Genomic DNA, 20,713 nt, shown 5'->3' with positions numbered 1-20,713 from the left:
ACGATTACAGCACTCCCACCTCACGCATCAGTTCCAGAGTCGGTTGGACGTTCGAGAGTTTTGAGAGGTCCATCTCCGGTGGGCGAAGCTTCTCGATCGGTGGCAGACCACCGACCGGTTTCACGCCCGAAATCATCGGGTAGCCGAGCGTAACCGTCGCGAAGAACTCCTGTGCCTCCGAGGAGAGGAGGTGGAGTGCGAAGTTGCCTGCGAGTTCTTTCTGATCAGTTCCCTTGATGATTTCGGCGCCGGAGACGTTCACAAGCGCGCCCGCGTCGTTTTTCGTGAACGCGAGGTCTATCGGAGCGTCCGGTCGCTGGGATTGTACGCGGAGGGCATAATAATGGTTGGCGAACCCGGCCGCGATTTCGCCGTCGGCGACGGCGTTCGAAACGAGGAATTCGTCCTTGTACGTCGTCGCCTTCTGGTTTTTCATCCCTTGGAGCCACGCCTTCGTTTTCTTATCACCGTTCAACACGCGCATCGCGGTGATGAACGACTGGAATGCACCGTAACTCGGTGCCCAACCCATCGCGCCATCGAACCGCTGCTGGTTCGGTAGTGCAAAGATATCGTCCGGGATGTCAGATCGAGATAGTTTATCCGTGTTGTAGGGGATGGTACGGGCTCGCCCTTCGATACCGACCCAGCTCCCGTTCGGACCACGGTAGTGGGGTTGAACCTTCTTCAACACCGTCCGTGGGAGCGAAACCGTTGCTCCGCTGTCGGCCACGACGCCGAGCGAGCCGGCGTCGATGGAGAGAAACAGATCGGCTCTGCTCCCACTGCCCTTGGTTTCTTCGATGATGGTGTTGGCCAACGATGCCGAGCTATCGGTTTTGACGAGGATTTCGAGGTCAGGATATTTGCCGTCGATGTACTCGATGAGGCGTTGATACAGGCCACCCTCTCCGCCACCGAGATAGAGCGTAAGTTTGCCTGCGAGGTTCGGCATGTCGTCCATGGAGGTCCCACCCGGTGTCGGGCGGTTTTCGACGAGGGGGCCGGAACCCATGATGTCGCTCTTGCTGACGTTGTTCGTCTCGTCCTTGTTCCCGCCAGTGCCCGGCAGTGATGTACATCCAGCGAGTCCGAAAATCATCGTCGCCGCAGTCGTAGCGAGAACCGACCGCCGACCGACCTCCATTCGGTCAGGGCCGTCGACACCGTTATCACTCATTACTAAAATTAGGCCAGCCTAAAGCGTTTATACCTACCGGTTTTCGGATCGTCTATGAGGAGAACGGGCAATTGTGGACGGTCAGTCGTCCGCCGGAATGGGTTCACGAACTGCGTCGAGTGCGTCGAGACAGGCCAACCAGTCGTGCATGTATTCGCCGATGTAGGTGAAAAACTCCCCGTTCTCGTACTCTGACCAGTCGCCCGAGACGAGAGCGTCTGCCATCGCGGAGAAGACGTCTGCATAGCAGTCCGCTCCTTCTCCCGTTCCGTCGATGATATCCCAGAGATGTTCGTTCAGTTCCAATCCGGCAACCTCGTTTTGAAGGTCGCCGAAGGTCGAACGTGGAGCCTTGTTGTGCTCACAGAGCGGCCCGCCGTTGTAAATCTGCGTGCCGAGGAGGTCACAGGCCCGTTTCAGGAATACCCCGCTCCAAATATCGTCGAACCGTCCCACGTTCCACGGGTTGTCGTCCATCGGGAGTTGGTAGAACGCCGGAACGACTTCCCGACGAAACGCGAGGTTCATCGAGCATACCGTGAGGTAGTTTCCGGGTTCCGCGACGAAATCCCCCTCGAAATCGTCCCGCGAGGTGCGGGTCTGGGCCTGTCCTTGTAGATCGCCGTCCATCAGGATTCGAACTGCATCGAGGTCGGGCACGTTCGTCCAGAGACCCTGTGAAGCGACCACGTCGGAAACCTGCGTCGTCTCGGTTTCGACGTGCTCGTCCATCGCGGCGTACGGGTATCCACGAGGGTACAGCCCGTGTTCGTCGGCGTTCTGGTAGAGCACGTTCACCCATTGCTCGTCGGAGGACACCTGCTCTATTTCGCCGTCGAACTGGAGATTACGAAGATGTCGACCGAAAAAGTCGTCCTCGGCGTGCGGAAGGGTATCGTCGTCGATGAAAAAGCCATACTCGAAATCGCCAGCCCAGAGATACAGCAGGCCGAAACTCGTCTGGGCGTGACTGGCCGCCGGAATCAGATGGCTGTACTCCGAGATTCCGTGCGATTCGAACCACTCATCCCGACGGGTTCCGTCGAACACTTCCCCGGAAACACCCTCATCATCGAGCATCGCGGCCATCTCGTTGCCGTCGCAGAAATCCTCCGTGACCAGCACCACGTGCAGTCGGTTCAGATCGAAACCGTGCTCGCGAGCGTTGTCGAAGTACTCCCGCATGCACTCGTACTCCCGAATCGTCGGGACGACGACACAGATATCCTCCTCGGTCATGCTCTCGTGTGCCTCTTGCTCTGTTCTGGTTTAGGCCCTCCTAAAAGCTTGTCTATCTGATCGGCGAGAGCGTTCTTGTCCGACCCATGATAGCAGACGACAAAATCAAATAACCGACCATCCATTGTCGAACGAATGCAAATCGACTACCAGCGCGAACTTTCGGATTTCGAGTGGGATATCCCGGAGACCTACAATCTCCCGGCAGTCATCGAATCGCATGCAGAGGCGTTCGGCGACCGACTTGCGATAAAGTTCCGCGACGACGAAGGAACGGAGGAAAGCCGGACCTATGCAGACTTGCGCGACGACATGAATCGGTTCGCAAACGCCCTCGAATCGCTCGGCATCGGCGAAGGTGACCGGATGATGCACCTCCTGCCGCGTCATCCCGACGTGTTCGCGATTCAACTCGGGGCGCTACAACGCGGTGCGATTCTGGTTCCGTGTTCGGCCATGCTGAAGCCGAAAGACCTCCAGTTCCGCGCGAACGACTGCGAGGCGACTACCATCGTTTGTCACGACGAACTCACGGACATGGTCGAACCGATTCTGGACGAGACACCCCTCGACACGATGATCGTGCTCGACGGGTCGCGGACGGGCAACTGGGAGTCGTTCGCGGCTCTGCTCGATGGCGAATCGACGCAGCACGATGGTCCGGATATCGGGGCACAGTCACCCATGTCCATCAATTACACCAGCGGGACGACGGGCCAACCGAAACCCGTCCTCCACCGCCACCGCTGGATGCACTGCTTCGAGCGCGTCAACGGACGCTACTGGTGGGGCGTCGAACAAGGGATGGATTTCGAGAACGAACTCCTCTGGGCGACGACGGGTACCGGATGGGCCAAATGGTTCTGGAGTCCGGTCGGCGTCGCGCTGACGACGGGTGCACCGCAGTTCGTATATCAGGGCGATTTCGACCCAGAAACGTTCCTTTCCCTGATGGAAGAAGAGGGTGTCACCCGACTCTGTGCGGTACCGACCCAGTATCGGATGTTTACGCAGGAAGACGACATGGCCGATTACGACCTTTCGCTGAAGGAGGTCGTTTCCGCCGGCGAACCGCTGAACCGCGAGCCGATTCAAGCGTTCGACGACGCCTTCGGCGTGACGCCGCGGGACGGCTACGGCCAGACCGAAACGGTCGCATTGGTGACGAACTATCCCGGGATCGACGTACAACCGGGAAGTATGGGCAAGCCGACGCCCGGCCTCGGAACGACCATTATCGACACGGTGGACGACGAGGAAGTCGAGCAGGGGGAAATCGGTGAAATCGCGGTGCCCGTCGATAGCCCCGCGATTTTCGACGGCTACTTCGAGAAACCGGCATTGGACGAGAAGACGTTCTCGGGTGCCTACTACCGAACCGGCGACTTGGCGAGCGAGGACGAGGAGGGTCGATTCTTCTTCGAGGGGCGAGCGGACGACATCATCATCTCCTCGGGCTACCGGATCGGCCCGTTCGAGGTCGAAGACGCCCTCGTCGGACATTCGGCGGTCGCTGAGGCGGCCGCAGTCGGCAGCCCCCACGAAGAACGTGGGAACGTCGTCAAAGCATACGTCATCCTCGCGGATGGCTACGAAGGTAGTGACGAACTCGTGGCGGAGCTCCAAGAGTACATGAAAGAAGAGACCGCTCCGTACAAATATCCGCGTAGAATCGAATTCGTGGACGAATTACCGAAGACGTCCAGCGGAAAAATCAGGCGCATCGAACTCCGTGACCAGGAACAGGCGAAGTTCGGATAGTTCACCGCACCGCTCACCACCCCTTTACGTTCCGGCTAGTTGATCGCGTACCCCTTTTCGCGGAGTACGTCCGCGACGCGTTCTCGATGGTTGCCTTGGAGTTCGATCGCTCCGTCGTGTATGGTTCCACCGGTTGCCATCTTTCGTTTGAGTTCCGACGCGAGTTCTTTCAGGTTAACCGAATCGGTGTCGAACCCCTCTACGATGGTCACCGGTTTGTCGTAGCGTCGTTTTTCGATTCGAATCGTGAGGCGTTGTTCGGTTCGCCCCAGGTCCTCGTCGATGCCGAGTTCTTCCGGCAATCCCGTGATAGATTTGAAGTCGTCTTTTGCCACGGCAAGCAAAAGTACGGTATGCATCGTCTTGGCTCTGTCTCACGTCACTCGGCGGACGGAGTCGGTGTTCTTTCCGAATCTCAAGATTCTAAACCCACCCGCGCGTCGTCTGTGCTATGAACCGAGTCGCAGTCATCGGCGCGTCGATGACGGAGTTCGGAAAGCGCGAGGGATGGATACGCGATCTCCTCGCGGAGGCCGGGCAGGATTGTCTAGACGACGCTGGCGTCTCGCCGCTCGACGTGGAACATCTCTACGTCTCGAACATGGCGAGTGGCGAGTTCGAGGGGCAAACAGGGATTCCGAACGCACTGGCACACGATTTGGGCGCGCTGCCGGCGTACACCCAACGAATCGACCAGACGAGCGCGAGCGGCGGGGCTGGAATCTACGCCTCGTGGCAATCGGTCGCATCGGGTGCGAGCGATCTGACGATGCTCGTCGGTGGTGAGAAGATGACCCACAAAACGACCGCCGAATCGACGGACGTGATCGCCTCGCTCACGCATCCCGAGGAGTACAAACACGGCGTCACGCTCCCGAGTTTTGCGGGGCTGACCGCACGGAGATACCTCTACGAGTACGACGCCCCACGCGAGAGCTTGGCGAGGGTGGCCGTAAAGAACCACAAGAACGGCGTCGATAATCCCCATGCACAGTTCCGCAAAGAGGTAGCCCTGGAAACGGTAATGGACTCACCCATCGTCGCCGACCCACTCCGACTGTACGATTTCTGTCCGATTACGGACGGGAGCGCGGCACTCATGTTCTGTCCCGAATCGAAGGCAAAGGAGTACACGGACGATTACACGGTCATTTCGGGTATCGCAGGCGCGACCGACACCCACGTCGTCCACCAGCGTACCGACCCGACGGTGATGGGTGCGGCATACGAGAGTAGCGAACTCGCGTACCAGATGGCGGAACGGGACCCGGACGACGTAGACGTAGCGGAACTCCACGATATGTTCACCATCCTCGAGTTCCTGCAGAGCGAAGCCGTCGGGTTCTTCGACCAGGGTACGGGGTGGAAGGCAGTGGAGGAGGGTGTCACCGAACGGGACGGAGAGCTTCCCATCAACACCTCCGGCGGCCTGAAATCCAAAGGACACCCACTCGGTGCGAGCGGAGTCGCACAGGCGTACGAACTCCACCAACAGTTGCTCGGCGAGGCCGGAAAACGACAGGTCGATGCGGAAGTCGCACTGGCCTGCAACGTCGGTGGATTCGGCAACTGCGTCACCACTACCATCATGGAGGCACGATAATCATGCCACTGAACGCACATCGCTGCTCGAACGGCCATCTCTCGATTCCGGGTCATCCACGCTGCCCGGAGTGTGCCGAACCGCAGAACGGAACGACCGATTTGACCGACAAAACTGCCGAAGTCGTGACGTGGACAACCAGCACCGCGACCCCGCCCGGCGTCCGTCAGCCGAATCACCTCGCAATCGTCGAGTTCGAGGTGGACGGCGAATCGGTGCGGACGATCGGCCAGTTGACGACCGGAGACGTAGAGATCGGTGACGAGGTTCGACCAGTCTACGCCGAGGAGCTCCGTGACCCGAACGCCGGTATTCGAGAGACGGCAAGCCAGGAGTGGGACGGCTATCGGTTCGAACCTGTGGAGTAAACGGAGCGACCGCTGATTTTTTGGGGAAGATAACTTCAATCACAGGGAATAGAGAACCCCGACAATCCGACCCACATATAGGGAAATCCTACTCCTCGGAATCGTCGGAACCGTCGGCAGCTGTACCCGCATCCGAGTCGTCGCTCTTCTCCGAATCGTCGTCTAACTCGGCCGCAGAATCGCCAACGTCCCCGTCCCGGACGCCGAGTTCGTCTCGAATCGAGCGCAGTTCGGCGTCCACATCGACCTGCGGTTTTTCCTCGTCGTCCTCGGTTTCCTCGGCCTCCGCGTCCGCTCCCTTCATCGCCTCGCGGCCCTCGTCCGCTTGTTCTTTCCCGGTCGAAATCTCCTCACGGATGTCGTCGCTGAGTCTGCGTGCGTCCTCGAGAATCCGCCGGGCACCTGGCTCCTGTGGCAGGCCACCTTCGGTTAGTGCGCCCTCGACTTCATCGAGCGTGGATTGGAGGCGGTCGAGCGTCGCCCGACTCGCTTGTCCGGCACGGGAACCGAGTTCGGAGCGCGCTTCGCGGGTCGAATCGTATTCGGGGTCAACGAGGCGGATGATTTGCTGGAGCGCTTTGAGGGCGCGGACGTTCGCCTCCAGCATCGTGATGAGCGTCGGGAGTGCGTACTCGCTCGTGAACGAAAGCACTTCGCGGGGCGTCGGCGGTCGTGGGAGACCGAACGCTCCTCGCGGCGGCCGTCGGAGTTCCGTTTGGAGGTCGCGCAACATCGTCTCCAACTCCTCGATTCGCTCTTCGAGGTCGTCCGGGTCGTCTGCCATAGCCGGATGTTCGCACCGCAGGACAAAAATATTGGTTGGTCAGAATCCTTCCCTGAGATACACGTTCTCACGGGGGAACAGGGCACCGAGGTGGGCGTGCGCGTCCTTGGACTCGATAATGAGGGAACCGAATCGTTCCGCATCGTCGACCGAGTAGTATCCAGCGACGAGCTGCGAGAGCGTGTTCACGTCGAGTGTCACGTCGGGGGTGGCGTCGGTGCGGTCACAGAGAACGATGTCCTCCGTATCGAGTTCGAAGGTGCCGTCGTTCCAATCCACGAGCGGGTCGGTGACGCGAAGGACGATATTCCCGGTCGCTCCGTCAGGATACGAGATAGTCTCAAGCGCCCGGGAGACATCCACGAGTCGGAACATGGCCCCGGTTCGAACATTACACTCGACATCGCGTGGGTTGGCCGCCAAGTCGAGTAGGGCGGTGCTCTCTGGTTCCTGAATCACCACGCTATCGACTTGTGAATCGTGATACCGCATAAACCGAAGCAGATGGCGGTAGGTTTCCTCGTCCGTGTATGCCAGCTCCCGGACGTTGAGTTTTCTACCGTCCTCGGTTTCTTCGATGTCGTAGACGAGATAGCCGCGCACTGCAACGTTTGGCTCGCTCTCACCGTTCGATTCCTCGTCGCCTTCCATCCACGCATACACGTATGGATCCTTGGTCCAGCTTTCGAACACTCGATGTCGCCACCACTCCTCCGTTCGATCGATGGTGAGGGCGTACCGCTCGCTGTGGGCGTCGAAGGCAGATACGAGTAGTTCCCAGTCATCGGCCTCGACACGGCGGAACTCGCCCGCCGATTCGGTATCGAGTGTGAGGGCGTCCGGTGTCGTCTCGTATCGTGTGTACTTGGTCGCCGTGCCCCAACCGTACTTTCGATAAAATTCGGACGAAAAGGGCCAAAGAGCGGAAAAGTACACCTCGTTCTCGCGGTATTCGGCAAGCGAATCGGTGAGCATCTGCTGTACCAGTCCTCTACGACGACTCTCGGGTGGTGAGGCGACGGCGGACAGGCCAGCCATTTCGTGCCATTCGCCGCGAATACGCGCGGAGAACCAATGATGCTTGCAGACACAGAGGAGATCGTCGTCGTCGAACAGTCCGCGCCTATCACCGAGTTCCGGTTTATCGCCTTCATCCTCGTCGGACTTCGGACCCTTTTCGGGCTGAAACGCGTAGTGCAAAAATTCCTCGTATTCCTGCTTTCGTTTTGCGGGAATCGGTCGATATTCGGGCATATTTGGAGGTAGATGTGAACTGAGAAATAAGTTCGTATAGAACACATAAACTCTATTTTGCGATATTAAATGCGAATATGAGTCCGATATTGATAGTGACAAACCGCCAGCGGACGCATGAGAGTTTATCTCGGCGAATAGCGTTTCTAGAGGTATGAGTCTGGACGTGAGCACGCCCGATGCGCCGACAATCGACGGGGAGCGTGAAGACCAGTACGAACCCGACGGGGCAAAGCGGAGTGACCTACAGGAGTACCTCGATGGCGAGGAAAACGCATGGGAAGAGGGGTTCAGTGAATGGGCAGCAGAGACGCCGCTTTCGGAGGAGTCCTATCGAATCATCCTCGAACTCGGTCTCCTGGACCGACTCGATTTCTTCTGGGACGCCGAAACCGAGGAAGTCAGATATGAATCCCCGGAAATCGGTGATGGGTGGCTGAATCTCCATCCATCGCTTGACTCGTGGTCGGCCGTCTCCGAGATAAACGAGGAGTTGGACGACCTAGGTGAGACGGTTGCCGGGGTCCTCACCGACTATTACGTCGCGTGGGAGGCGGAAAAAGAAGTAACGAAAACATTCGGCGACCAGTACAACGGTCGTGACGATGCGCTTTCGGAAAACGAGCGCGATCGGGACGAGTGACGGGTGCGAGTATCGGTCGAAACGCTATACTGCCCGTCGATACTGTTGTGGCCACTCGACTCGATCTTCGGCATCGAGTTCCTCAGCGGCGTGAAGCGTGAAGTACGGGTCGCGGAGGTGCTCGCGTCCGATGACGGCGAGGTCCGCGCGCTCGTTTCGGATGAGTGCGTCGGCCTGTGCAGGTTCCGTGATACCGCCGACTGCGCCAACGGGAAGGTCGGTCTGCTCGCGGATCTCCTCGGCATATGGTACCTGATAATTTGGGCCGGTAGTTGGGATCTGTTGGTCGGGATGCAGACCACCGGCACTTACGTCGATGAGGTCGGCCACGTCGGCAAGCCGGTCCGCCAGTCGAACGGAGTCCGCAACCGTCCAGGAATCACGGTCCGGAAGCCAATCGGTTGCTGAGATACGAACGAACACGGGTTTGTCGTCGGGCCATATTTGTCGAACGGTTTCGGTCACTTCGCGGACGAGACGGGTTCTGTTTTCGAAGCTTCCACCGTACTCGTCGTCACGGTGGTTCGTAACGGGCGAAAGAAATTCGTGAAGGAGGTAGCCATGAGCGGCGTGCACTTCGGCGATTTCGAATCCGGCGTTGAGGGAGTGCTGTGCCGCGGTTCCGAATGCATCCACGACGGTATCGATGTCGTCCGTCGTCAGTTCGCGGATTTGAGGCGGGTTGGTATCGTAGGGCCAGGGGGTGGCACTTGGTGCGATCGTTTCCCATCCGCCATCGTCGGATTGAACTGGCGTGCTTCCTTCCCATGGCCGGGACTTGCTCGCTTTTCGACCTGCGTGCGCAAGTTGAATCGCGGGAACGGCTCCTCGTTCGCGGATGAACCCTGCGACCGGTTCGAGAGCCGCAGCGTGCTCGTCGCTCCAAATTCCGAGGTCGTTCGGCGAGATGCGGCCACGAGGTTCGACAGCGGTCGCTTCCGTCATTACGATTCCAGCGCCACCAGTTGCGCGACTTCCGAGGTGAACCCGATGCCAATCGGTTGCCAGACCGTCTTCCGCACAGGAATACTGACACATCGGGGAAACCATCACTCGATTTCGTGCCGTGCTATTCCGAAACGAAAGGGAACTAAAGAGGTCGTCAGCCATCAACGACCCATACACGTTCATCACTGAAAACAGCTACAAACACCGCCGTGTTTGCCGATATCCATGATCGTCATACCCGAAAATTTATAATACAGAGGGATGAATGTGTGAAACAATGCAGTATCGGGGCGAAAGTAGTACCCACACGTCCGAGACGGCAGCCGTTTTTACTCGGACACTGGCGGGACTCAAACGTCGAGGAAGCGGACTTCTCCTAGTTGGACCACAACCAGTGATGGGGCCAGCCTGTGACCGATTTCTCGGTGAATCACGGACCGAGCCTCGACAGCGGTTGTTCGTTCAAACCGACGGGAAAAGGGAATGTGCCCACGGCGCGTGTGGGAACACCCATTCGAACGGCGGTCGTGTGAAAATCATCGAACGATCGACTCACACACGAAGTGCCACGACAGTGGCGGATGATTACCACGAGGAAACCGGAATCGGTGACGATCCGGACAGAGTAGTCCTCACGAGTGGGAGCCTTCCCCGGCTTGGAATCACGGTTTCCGAATGTATCGATGAGTTCGAACGCGAACGAGGCGAACTGGCCTCGGGAGAACTTCGAGTATGCTTCGATTCGCTCGCACCGCTTTTAGCGGACCACGACCAGGAGTCAGTGTTCCGATTCCTTCACATTTTGACTGCCCGCGTCCGAAACGTCAACGGGATGGCTCACTTCCATCTTCCAGGTCAAATGGATTCAGCGATCGTCAACACGCTTGCCCCCGTTTTCGACGCCGTCGTCGAAGTACGGATGAGGGGTGGACAGGCCGAGCAGCGATGGAAGTTAGTCCAACAAGACGTGACGACGGACTGGTTAGCGCTCTGAATCGCGTGACCGTGATCGAATGTCAGTCGGTCAGTAGCCACGGATGTCGGTTGGTCAAACGAGAGGCGACACGTCGCTCCTCCATTGGAGCGAACCGGTCGAGTTCTCTGAGTCGGGTAATATCCTCACCTGTTATCCGCTCGAACAGCGGTGTGTCGAGGAGATGGACGATACCAGGAAGCGTCTGCTGCCCGTGCAGTCGTTGACGGCGCCGTCGTTTGCCCTCGGCGATTCGTTCGCCAGGATCGAGCGAGTGGTCGTAGGATTCGATTATCGGATACCAACCATCCCGAACGGCGTGACTCGTATATCGAGAAACGGCCGCTCGTTTTTCTCGATGGAGGGTACCGTCCGACGCTTGTTTTCCGGTATCGGGGACCGATTCGAGAAGCCCGTCGTGAGCGCTCAGCAGTCGATGGAGCTGTTCGATGGAGCGTGAGAGTTCCTCGGTGACCGTCAACCGAAACCGTTTCTCGGCTTCCTCGTCGTAGCGATAAAACTTCCCCCGAACGTCGTGTTCGAAGGACCGGGCCTCCAAATACTGATCGTTGATTTCGCTCAGTACGTCGAGGTACTCCAGTTTTCGCTCGGGCGACGGTGAGCGAAGAGCAACAACACCCCGTCCAACGTTGACCAATGCGCTGAGGCACTGCTCGCCCCGATAATGGAAAAACCTGTATCGGCCATCACTTCGCTCGACCAAATCTCGAGACCCTCGAAAGAAACCCTTCGAAACCATGTGATAGTTGGTATTTCGTTCGAGTGATGTAGTATAAATGTTTCACCGGGATTATCACGAGAAATAATTTGCGGAGCTGGAAAGCGCTAAACAACTCCAAGGAGAGTGCTACGATGCTTCAGGCCGTATTGGGGATGGTGTTTCGACTGTGGCCAGAGTCGCGTTTCGGGCTGTATGGCAAACGACATCCCCAACTCACTCCCAAAGCGTGAGTGAATCGTGGGCGAGAAAGTGGTCCATTTCGTGTGCAAACTCCTCCAGTTTCACGAGCCGCTCGCGGAGTATCTCACCGGTGGCATGGTCTCCGACGCTTTCGGATAGGTCGATATGACTACTGACGCTCTCGATTATATCGCCGTATGCTTCGAGATCGTTTTTCATCGACGTACGCGCGTCGTAGACGTCCTCCCCCTCGAACGGAATCGGGCTGTGGTGTTCGAGCATCGCCGGACCACTTACCGGAACGCCTCCGAGTGCCTGAATTCGTTCCGCAATTTCGTCGGCCGAATACTCCGCCTCTTCCGCGGCCTCCCCCCAGAACAGATGGAGTTCACGATACTGTGGGCCGCTACCGTTCCAGTGGTGTTTTCGAAGTTGGTGATAGAGAACGTACATCGCTGCAAGATCGATGTTCAACGCTTCGACAACTAGTTCTGCCTTGTCGATATCCAATCGAATGGCGTTCTTTTCGATGGTTCCCGCCCGCTGTCGGACCTGTTGCTGTCGGCTCATCGTACCCCCAAATCCGGTACATCCGCGGCCGGCATAAAAATATTCGCTCGGAACGAACTCTTCGAGACGAACACCGTTCGGTTCAGATGTCCTCGTTTAGGGCACTGTTATTCGATTCGCTGAATCGGATTTTTTACTGTGGTACGATAGCGTTCGACATATCAGGTGCTAAAAGCAATCCAAAGTCATTAATCCAGTTGTGAGTAAATAATTTACCGACGGAGTGCTAAGGGATAGCTATGACACAGAAACGCCTCCATCGTCGGGAGCAGTTGTACATCGACGGCGAGTGGTTGGATGCCGATAACGAGCTCGAAGTCACCGATCTCGCAGACGGCGGTATTTTTGCCGAAGTCGCCGCGGCTGATGCCGAACAAGCCGAGGAAGCACTTGCCACTGCACAGCGTGCCCAGGCCGAGATGCGCGAGACGACGATACCACAACGTGCTGAATGGATGGAAACCATCGCCGACGGACTTCTCGAGCGAAAAGAAGAGTTGGCGGAGGTTATCGTCCGCGAAGCCGGCAAGCCGATCTCGAGTGCCCGTGGTGAAGTCGAGAGCGCCGCGGAGCGATTCCGCCGCGCTGCGGAGGAAGCACACGACCTCCGCGGCGAGTATCGTGAAGGAACGACGCGTGGACACGAAGGGTGGGAAGCGATCGTGAAGCCGGAGCCGATCGGAACCATCTTGGCGATTACGCCGTATAATTACCCCCTCTCAACGACCGCGTTGGAGGTAGCCCCCGCGTTGGCGGCGGGGAACTGCGTCATTCTCAAACCAGCGAGCAAAACGCCGGTGAGTGCGGCCATTCTCGCCGAGGTGATCTCAGAAATGGATCTTCCCGACGGTGCGTTCAATTTCACGCCCGGCAATGCGAGCGAAATCGGTGACCTCCTCGTCGGTGACGACCGCGTGAACATGATTACGATGACTGGTTCCAGTGCGGCGGGAAAGCACGTCGCACGGAAAAGTGGAATGGCGAATCTGCACATGGAACTCGGGGGGAACGCACCCGCCGTGGTCTTCCCCGACGCCGACCTCTCGGACGTTGCTGGGGCCTGCACGAAAGGTTCGTTCAAGTATGCTGGACAACGTTGTTCTGCCGTGAGTCGTGTCGTCGCCCACGAATCCGTTCACGACGAGGTCGTCGAACGGATCGATGCGACGATGGATGGCTGGACCGCGGGCGACCTCTTCGACGAAGACACACAGATGGGGCCACTTATCAGCGAAGAGCAGGCGGATTGGGTCGAAGAACTCGTAGAAGATGCGGTCGAAAAAGGTGCGAACCTGATTCGAGGCGGGGAGCGCGACGGTCAGTTCTTCGAACCGACTCTGTTAGCGAACGTCCCTCACGACGCCCGGATTATCCACGAAGAGCAGTTCGGCCCCGTTGCGGCAGTTACCACGTTCGAGACGGAGGAAGAAGCCCTCGATATCTCGAACGGCGGCGACTTGGCGCTCGATGCGGCGGTGTTCACCGCGGACTACGACCGTGCGCGTCGGATGGCCGACAAACTCGACGCCGGAGCAGTTCGAATCAACGGCGCACCGAGTCACGGACTCGGTGACATCCCATTCGGTGGCAACAAAGACTCAGGCATCGGTCGGCAGGGCCTCCACCTGACGATCGAAGAAATGGTCCGACGAAAGAGCATCATCCTCTAACCGATCGTTCGCGCTTATTTGTCATTTATGATTAGTTACCAGTCTAGTTAGTTATCATTAGATCAATCAGTATTTGCCAGTCTCGCTCTACGGGCTTTGCACATCGATTACTCTCTCGCGTTTGTTCTATCGTACCCCGATCCGAATGTCCATCGAGGTCGATCCCCCATCGTTCCTCTGTGTCAGACAACGTATGCGTTAGACCCCTCCGTTCCGCTGTATTTTGGTGTCCCAAATGCACACGGCAGAAGGGGGTGTGACGGTTTGAGCCCATCGTTCCACCGTTTTCTCCGTTTTCTTCGTTTTTCGGACCCCGCCGTTCCGTTGTTTTCCGCATGATCAGTCCTTCGAAAGACCCCGTCGTTCCGCTGTTATTCGTGCGTCGATCGTGGACGAGTTTGCCGTCGGGTAAAATTACCTGCTGGACGATTATGCGGGGAGCGATACGCAACCACAGAACAAGAAGTCTTGCGGAGTAGCAGTCCACCCGCCATCGATGAACGGTTTCGTAATCGCCTTCCTCCGGGACACTGTTTCTCATATCGCACACACCGTCGTTCCGCTGTCTTTGGATTGCTCGATCTCGCTTGTTCCCGGTGTTGTCTGCTTGGACGGTGATTCTGTCCGACCTCATCGTTCCGTTGTTCTCTATAGGCGTACGGATTTCTCGGAATGGGTGGGATTCCGTTGTTTCCGGTGTCTCGGTTGTTTTTATACCCACCCCCACCCCTTCGTTCCGCTGTATTTTCAGAAAGAGGGAGGGGAGGAAAGATAGAAACGACCGATAGGCGAATTATACAGCGACTATTTCGGTGAAATAGTCTATTATACCTGGTTTACGGGTACTGTTGTATCGATGGTGGCTTGAATCTTCCTATTCTAGAGCTGGCTCTTACACCCCCCGTACTCATTCTCGCTGATACAGCGGAACAGAGGGGTGGGGGTTGTACTTAAACAACCGTGTCAAAAGAAACAAACGAAACATAGGAACAGGTGGTTCCGATCGGTTTTCGGCGTAATCGACTGCCGCATAAAACCGATGAGAACACGGATAGCATCGTCATACACCCTGAGTAGCTAAAACAGACGATTCTCACGAAACTCAGGAAACATAGGAACGGGTGGTTCGGAAGGGTTATCAATCCGCCCCGTTTGCGGTGGAGTAATGGGTTCATTCGAGTTCGTCCGCGAACACTCCCCCTACAAACATCGGGAGGCACTGCTCGACGATTACACTCCGGACACGTTGGTCGGTCGGGACTCCGAACTAGCGGAATATCACGGTGCACTGCAACCAGCTATCTACGGTGAACAACCCGACAACATCTTTCTCTATGGAAAAGCCGGTGTCGGCAAGACCGCTGCAACACGATTTCTCCTCAACAAACTCGAACACAACGCCGACGACTACGACGACCTCGATATCTTCACGGAACTCGTCAACTGCGATGGTCTCAACTCCAGCTATCGTGTCGCCAGTCATCTGGTAAACACCCTTCGTGACCCAGCGAACCGCATCAGCGAAACCGGCTATTCGCGGTCGCAGGTCTACGAGCTTATGTGGGACGAACTCGACAGTCACGGCGGCATCATCCTCTTGGTGCTGGACGAAATCGACCACCTCAAAGACGATAGTATCCTCTACCAACTTTCCCGTGCACGAGAGAACGAGAACCTCACCGAAGCCCGAATCGGCCTTATCGGCATCAGTAACGACCTCACGTTCCGGGACGGCCTTTCCCCGAAGGTTCGTTCGTCGCTCTGTGAGCGCTCGATTTCCTTTTCCACTTACGACGCGAACGAACTCCGTGCAGTACTCGAACAGCGCAGGGAAGTCGCGTTCAAGGACGACGTGCTGACGGACGACGTGATTCCTCTCTGTGCGGCGTTCGGCGCGCAGGAATCCGGTGATGCGCGAAAAGCACTCGACTTGCTCCTAAAAGCGGGCGACCTCGCACGAGAGGAAAACGCGGCACAGGTGTCCGAAGAACACGTTCGTAGAGGTCGCGACCTCCTCGAGCGAGAGCAGGTCGCCCGCGGAATCGCCGACTTGAATGACCACGAACGTCTCGTCGTCTACGCGCTCGCAACGCTTGAGGCTGAGAGCGAAACACCAGCTCGCTCACGCGAAATCTACTCCCGATACAAAGCACTCTCGGAGGCAGCCCAGCGTGAAGCACTCACCGCCCGGTGGCTCCGGGAGCATCTCGATGACCTCTCGATGCTCGGTATCCTCTCGGTTTCCGAAATCAACGAAGGCTCCGCGGGTGGAAAGTACCGCGAATACGCTCTCCAGCAGGATTTGGCGGTCGTGCTCGATGCACTCGAAGAAACGCTCGAAGCAATGGGTGTTCACACGAGCGTCAAAGGCTACGTCTGACGTCGTATCGGACTCGATTGCTGCCACGAAATGTGAGCCTCCATCAGAGCTAACATGCCACCCGATGAGCAACGGATATGGACGCGAAGGTGGGATTCGTCACGCAGATCGGAATGGAGTATGAGGAAGCGTTCGACGTTGCGGCGGACCTTGGTTTTGATTACGTCGAACTGATGATGGATGGACCGACTGAGCGTCGACACCTCGACCCTGATGCAGTCAGGACACGTGCAAGCGAGTGTGACATCGAACTCGCGGTTCACCTACCGTTTACGCTCGATATCGGTTCGCCCTTCGAACACGTCCGGGAGGGAGCAATTCGAGAGATACAGCCCGCCATCGAAACGGCGAGCGAGTTCGGAGCGACGAAGGGTGTTCTCCACGCGAGTTCGAATGCGTGGAAGCCAGCATGGAACGCGGAAACCGTCGGGTCGAACATCGTCGAATCGATACGCATCCTCGATGAGTTCGCCCGCAAACGGGGATTCGAAATTTGTGTCGAGAACATTCCGCGTGGGTGGTTCACGATTCACGACTTCGACCGAATTTTTGACGAAACTGCGGCCTCGATGACGTTGGATACGGGCCACGCACGAATCGATGGGGTGGACTCAGAAGGAATGGCGACGTTCGTCGGCAGACACGGAGACCGGATTTCGCATTTCCACCTCAACGATACACGACGGGCGAAAGACGAACATCTTCCTTTCGGGTCGGGTACTATCGATTTCCGCACGATTTTCGCCGCCCTGCCGGACGACTGGGGAGGAACACTCTCACTCGAAGTATTCACACTCGATTACGGCTACATCGAGACGAGCAAAGCGAATTTGGATGAAGTGCTTCGAGGGATCGAAAGGAGGTAGGGTTCGTCACGGCTGAGATGGAGACCCTATTGTAACCACAGCGAGCTTACCGTAACACCACCCGCGAAATGCGAACAAAACCGGGTTTCTCTGCAATGTTCGCCGAATCGAGGGTTATTTCGAAACCGTGACAAACCACGTCGCGTAAGCAAATCCTTTCCTATTGGCCTCCCCACGAAGGAACTGTGACCGATACATCGACGCCGAAAATCCTTGTCTCGGGGGAAACGCTTGTAGATTTTCTGCCGGAACAACCTGGCTCTCTCTCCGACGTATCGACCTTCGAACGGAGACCGGGTGGCGCACCCGCGAACGTCGCAGTCGCGCTGTCGAAACTGGACGAAACACCGTGGTTCTGGACGCGTATCGCCACGGACCCCTTCGGTGACTTTCTCGCAGACACCATCACGAAGTCGCTCCCCGACCGGTTCATCGAACGCGACACGGACGCGAAAACGACCCTCGCGTTTGTGACCCACGATTCGACAGGCGACCGCGAATTTACGTTCTATCGTGACGAGACAGCGGACACTCGACTCCGCCCCGGTGGCGTGCCGGACGACGTGCTCGCCGACGTCGATTGGGTATACGTGGGTGGTGTGATGTTGGCCTCAAATCCCGGTCGTCGGGCCACGCTCGACCTCGCGGAACGCGCAAAAAGAGCGGGATGTTCGGTCGTCTTCGACCCGAATGCGCGGCCCGAACTCTGGCCGGAAAACGGATTTCCGAACATGATTGCGGAGATGCTGACACTCTCCGACGTGGTGAAAGCAACGCCCGACGACCTCGAAATGGCCGGATTCGACGCGGAAGACCCGGCTACCCTCGCCGAGGATGTCTGCGGTGCTGGACCACACACCTGTCTGATTACGCTCGGTGGAGACGGCGCGTACGCCCATGCGACTGAGAACGCGCCGTGGGGCGAACAGTCCGTACGCCACGATGCCTACGACGTTTCAGTTGCGGACACCACAGGTGCGGGAGACGCGTTCACTGCGGGTGCGTTGGCGGCGCTCGCTTCGGGGCGTCCGCTCGACGACGTTCTCGCGTTCGCCAATGCGGTTGCTGCTTTGACGACGACCGAACCGGGCGCGATGACCGCGCTTCCGACCCGGCCGGCAGTCACTCAGTTACGAGAATCGTAATATTCTCTGCGGAGTTCGTAACGGCACTTTTAAGGCTATTACGAGGTATCCGAACAACAGACCGCGACTGAGAAGGCATGACAGGAACGACAGGAGACACGAACGAGGAGGCGACGCTCGAGGAAGCGTCGTTCGTGGAGTACGGGATCGAAGACAAACCACCGATCGGGGAGTCGGTTCTACTCGGTTTTCAGCACTACCTGACGATGATCGGCGCGAACATCGCCGTTCCGTTGGCATTGGCGGGTGCGATGGGGATGCCGGAGGCGCAAACGGCGCGGTTCGTCGGCACGTTCTTCGTCGTCTCCGGCCTCGCCACATTGGCTCAGACGACGTTCGGAAACCGGTATCCGATCGTACAGGGGGCGACGTTTTCGATGCTCGCACCTGCGCTGGCCATCATCGGTGTCATCGGTGCTGGCTGGCAAACGACCCTTCTCGAACTACAAGGAGCCGTTATCGCGGCGGCTGCAGTCGAGGTGGTGGTCGGCTATTTGGGGTTGATGGGCCGATTGAAAAAGTACCTCTCACCGGTCGTCATCGCACCCACTATCGCGCTCATCGGGTTGTCACTGTTCGGTGTCCCACAGATTACCGATGTGAATCTCGCAACCCCTGCCCCCGAACAGAACTGGTGGCTCGTCGGTCTCACGCTTGGACTCATAATCCTCTTTTCGCAGTATCTCGACAACCACCGCGCGTTTCGTCTCTTTCCCGTTCTCATCGGCGTCGTTTCCGCGTGGACTATCGCCGCGGTACTGTCGGTGACGGGCTTTTACGCCCCCGGAACGCCGGGGTACGTGCCTCTCGGGCAGGTAGCGAGTGCGAAGCCGATTCAACCAGTGATGCCGCTGCAGTGGGGGATGCCGAAGTTCACGCTCCCGTACATCATCGGCATGTTTGCGGGGGTCGTCGCCTCGATGATAGAGAGTTTCGGGGACTATCACGCCGTCGCCCGGTTGTCGGGTGTCGGTGCGCCGAGCAGAAAACGAATCGATCACGGGATCGGAATGGAGGGAATCGCTAGCGTTTTCGCCGGAATCATGGGTACCGGAAACGGTTCGACATCCTATTCGGAGAACATCGGCGCGATCGGCCTGACGGGCGTGGCCTCGCGTTACGTCGTTCAAATCGGTGCTGGTCTCATGCTCGTCGTCGGCTTCGTCGGCTACTTCGGCCAACTCGTCGCAACTATTCCAACGCCGATCGTCGGCGGCCTGTTCATCGCTATGTTCGGACAGATCGCCGCCGTCGGTCTGTCAAACTTGAAATATATCGACTTGGATTCCCAGCGGAACCTCTTCATCGTCGGGTTCGCCCTGTTCGCGGGGCTCTCGATTCCGGCGTACATCGGCGGCGTCGATGCGGGTGCCTTCCAGCAGGGGATGGCGAACGTTGCCGTCCTCGGCCCGGTGCTGGGAACTGATCTCGTTTCACACACGCTGTACGTCGTCCTCGGAACCGGAATGGCCGTCGGTGGTCTCGTCGCGTTCGTCCTCGACAATACGGTGGCGGGTACTCGAAAGGAACGTGGTCTCGAAGCGTGGGATGCGATCACGGAAGACGAGGGCGACTTCAAAAGCGCAGTCGAACGATTCGGTTCCGGTAGCGGTTCCGACCCGACAAAGGCGGACTGACGGTCCGATTCACATCCGACTCGGGATTTTTGCCCACACGTTTTTGTTCTCCCCCGTATTGAGTAGAGATAGCACGAAACAAGGATAGATTTCTATGACGACAAACGAATCGGAGACCACGACGGATACCGCCGATGACCCACGCGCGAGCGACGATTTGCGAGAACTCCAATCGCAAGTCGAAGCACTCCGCGACGAACTCCAAGCGACGAAAGAACGCCTCCACAGCGCCGAAAAAAACCTGCGTTGGATGGCGCAGCATCAGGCGAGCGAGACCGGAAAGAGCGTCTGTCCGGAGTGTAACTCCGGCGGTTCGCTCTCGGTCGAGCGAACCGCCACAGGCAAAAAGAAAGTCGAGTGTCGGAACTGCGGCAAACGCCTCACCTAACGAGAACGCGGCGAGTTCGCGGTCCGTCACAGTCCACGAACAGAATCGATTGCCACGTCCCGAGCGCCAGCTCGCCGGATTCGACCGGAATCGAGACGTGGGACCCGAGTAACATCGCTCGGAGGTGTGCGTCGGCGTTGTCGTCCAGTTCGTCGTGTTGATACCCCTTTTCCTTCGGTACGAGCGTCGAAAGCGCGTCTTCGAGGTCGGTGAGCAGGCGGGATTCGTTTTCGTTGATAACCACGCCGGCAGTTGTGTGGGGGACGAAAACGGTACATGTTTCGGCGTTCGAGTACGTTCGTCTATTTACCTGTTCGGTGATGTCCACGACGTCCACGCGTTCTGTGGTACTGACTTCGAATTCCATACACTACCTTCGACC

At 57.8% G+C, this 20,713-nt stretch carries 20 protein-coding genes; 11 read left to right on the top strand and 9 right to left on the bottom strand.

All coding sequences use genetic code 11. The features are described 5' to 3' along the window. Positions 1-4 precede the first annotated feature (4 nt). A complete protein-coding gene (locus tag OOF89_RS13350) occupies positions 5-1,180 on the bottom strand; it encodes an extracellular solute-binding protein (protein WP_266077009.1) in 1,176 nt (391 codons plus the stop codon). Between the two features lie 81 nt (positions 1,181-1,261). Next, a complete protein-coding gene (locus tag OOF89_RS13345; RefSeq protein WP_266077006.1) occupies positions 1,262-2,419 on the bottom strand; it encodes an alpha-1 4-glucan-protein synthase in 1,158 nt (385 codons plus the stop codon). 135 nt (positions 2,420-2,554) lie between these two features. Here OOF89_RS13345 and OOF89_RS13340 point away from each other — a divergent pair, with 135 nt between their 5' ends. Beyond that, on the top strand, positions 2,555-4,180 hold the full coding sequence (locus OOF89_RS13340) for an acyl-CoA synthetase (RefSeq protein ID WP_266077004.1): 1,626 nt from the start codon (positions 2,555-2,557) through the stop codon (positions 4,178-4,180). A 35-nt stretch (positions 4,181-4,215) separates the two neighbouring features. Here the strand turns inward: OOF89_RS13340 and yciH are convergent, their stop codons facing one another. Then, positions 4,216-4,539, bottom strand: coding sequence for a stress response translation initiation inhibitor YciH (gene yciH / locus OOF89_RS13335; protein ID WP_266077003.1), 324 nt, complete (start codon positions 4,537-4,539; stop codon positions 4,216-4,218). 92 nt (positions 4,540-4,631) lie between these two features. On the opposite strand from yciH, the gene OOF89_RS13330 reads away from it, so the two are divergent. Both OOF89_RS13330 and OOF89_RS13325 read left to right on the top strand, forming a co-directional pair. After that, positions 4,632-5,783 (top strand): thiolase family protein, encoded by a 1,152-nt coding sequence (locus OOF89_RS13330; RefSeq protein WP_266077001.1) that lies wholly within the window; start codon positions 4,632-4,634, stop codon positions 5,781-5,783. Positions 5,784-5,785: 2 nt separating this feature from the next. Then, positions 5,786-6,151: a Zn-ribbon domain-containing OB-fold protein gene (locus tag OOF89_RS13325; protein WP_266076999.1), complete on the top strand. Its 366-nt coding sequence runs from the start codon at positions 5,786-5,788 to the stop codon at positions 6,149-6,151. Positions 6,152-6,239: 88 nt separating this feature from the next. On the opposite strand, the gene OOF89_RS13320 is transcribed toward OOF89_RS13325, so the two are convergent. Continuing rightward, complete coding sequence (locus OOF89_RS13320; protein ID WP_266076997.1) at positions 6,240-6,935, bottom strand: DUF7547 family protein; 696 nt, start codon at positions 6,933-6,935, stop codon at positions 6,240-6,242. A gap of 39 nt (positions 6,936-6,974) precedes the next feature. Continuing rightward, positions 6,975-8,189 carry a GNAT family N-acetyltransferase gene (locus tag OOF89_RS13315; protein WP_266076994.1) on the bottom strand — a complete coding sequence of 405 codons (1,215 nt, stop codon included), beginning with the start codon at positions 8,187-8,189 and terminating at the stop codon, positions 6,975-6,977. Between the two features lie 154 nt (positions 8,190-8,343). Here OOF89_RS13315 and OOF89_RS13310 point away from each other — a divergent pair, with 154 nt between their 5' ends. Beyond that, positions 8,344-8,832, top strand: coding sequence for a hypothetical protein (locus OOF89_RS13310; protein ID WP_266076991.1), 489 nt, complete (start codon positions 8,344-8,346; stop codon positions 8,830-8,832). Between the two features lie 24 nt (positions 8,833-8,856). Here the strand turns inward: OOF89_RS13310 and OOF89_RS13305 are convergent, their stop codons facing one another. Beyond that, positions 8,857-9,942 carry an NADH:flavin oxidoreductase/NADH oxidase gene (locus OOF89_RS13305; RefSeq protein WP_266076988.1) on the bottom strand — a complete coding sequence of 362 codons (1,086 nt, stop codon included), beginning with the start codon at positions 9,940-9,942 and terminating at the stop codon, positions 8,857-8,859. A gap of 115 nt (positions 9,943-10,057) precedes the next feature. Between OOF89_RS13305 and OOF89_RS13300 the strand changes: the two genes are divergently transcribed. After that, complete coding sequence (locus OOF89_RS13300; RefSeq protein ID WP_266076986.1) at positions 10,058-10,774, top strand: DUF7504 family protein; 717 nt, start codon at positions 10,058-10,060, stop codon at positions 10,772-10,774. Between the two features lie 22 nt (positions 10,775-10,796). Here the strand turns inward: OOF89_RS13300 and OOF89_RS13295 are convergent, their stop codons facing one another. Further along, complete coding sequence (locus OOF89_RS13295; RefSeq protein ID WP_266076983.1) at positions 10,797-11,477, bottom strand: hypothetical protein; 681 nt, start codon at positions 11,475-11,477, stop codon at positions 10,797-10,799. A gap of 231 nt (positions 11,478-11,708) precedes the next feature. Further along, positions 11,709-12,245, bottom strand: a complete 537-nt coding sequence (dpsA, locus tag OOF89_RS13290) for a DNA starvation/stationary phase protection protein DpsA (protein WP_266076980.1) — start codon at positions 12,243-12,245, stop codon at positions 11,709-11,711. Between the two features lie 239 nt (positions 12,246-12,484). On the opposite strand from dpsA, the gene OOF89_RS13285 reads away from it, so the two are divergent. From OOF89_RS13285 to OOF89_RS13260, 6 genes are all read left to right on the top strand, one after another. Then, positions 12,485-13,915 (top strand): aldehyde dehydrogenase family protein, encoded by a 1,431-nt coding sequence (locus tag OOF89_RS13285; protein WP_266076978.1) that lies wholly within the window; start codon positions 12,485-12,487, stop codon positions 13,913-13,915. A 1,165-nt stretch (positions 13,916-15,080) separates the two neighbouring features. After that, on the top strand, positions 15,081-16,295 hold the full coding sequence (locus OOF89_RS13280; RefSeq protein ID WP_266076976.1) for a Cdc6/Cdc18 family protein: 1,215 nt from the start codon (positions 15,081-15,083) through the stop codon (positions 16,293-16,295). Positions 16,296-16,372: 77 nt separating this feature from the next. After that, positions 16,373-17,161: a sugar phosphate isomerase/epimerase family protein gene (locus OOF89_RS13275; RefSeq protein ID WP_266076974.1), complete on the top strand. Its 789-nt coding sequence runs from the start codon at positions 16,373-16,375 to the stop codon at positions 17,159-17,161. Positions 17,162-17,346: 185 nt separating this feature from the next. Then, positions 17,347-18,306 carry a carbohydrate kinase family protein gene (locus OOF89_RS13270; RefSeq protein WP_266076972.1) on the top strand — a complete coding sequence of 320 codons (960 nt, stop codon included), beginning with the start codon at positions 17,347-17,349 and terminating at the stop codon, positions 18,304-18,306. 77 nt (positions 18,307-18,383) lie between these two features. Continuing rightward, positions 18,384-19,943 (top strand): uracil-xanthine permease family protein, encoded by a 1,560-nt coding sequence (locus OOF89_RS13265; RefSeq protein WP_266076970.1) that lies wholly within the window; start codon positions 18,384-18,386, stop codon positions 19,941-19,943. A gap of 94 nt (positions 19,944-20,037) precedes the next feature. Further along, complete coding sequence (locus OOF89_RS13260) at positions 20,038-20,331, top strand: hypothetical protein (protein WP_266076967.1); 294 nt, start codon at positions 20,038-20,040, stop codon at positions 20,329-20,331. Here OOF89_RS13260 and OOF89_RS13255 read toward each other — a convergent pair. After that, a complete protein-coding gene (locus OOF89_RS13255; protein WP_266076964.1) occupies positions 20,324-20,698 on the bottom strand; it encodes a secondary thiamine-phosphate synthase enzyme YjbQ in 375 nt (124 codons plus the stop codon). The two genes, OOF89_RS13260 and OOF89_RS13255, sit on opposite strands and share 8 nt — an antisense overlap. Between the last annotated feature and the right edge of the window lie 15 nt (positions 20,699-20,713).

This window comes from Haladaptatus caseinilyticus (assembly GCF_026248685.1).
GTDB classification, from domain to species: domain Archaea; phylum Halobacteriota; class Halobacteria; order Halobacteriales; family Haladaptataceae; genus Haladaptatus; species Haladaptatus caseinilyticus.
This window is presented reverse-complemented; position numbering and strand designations above follow the sequence as displayed.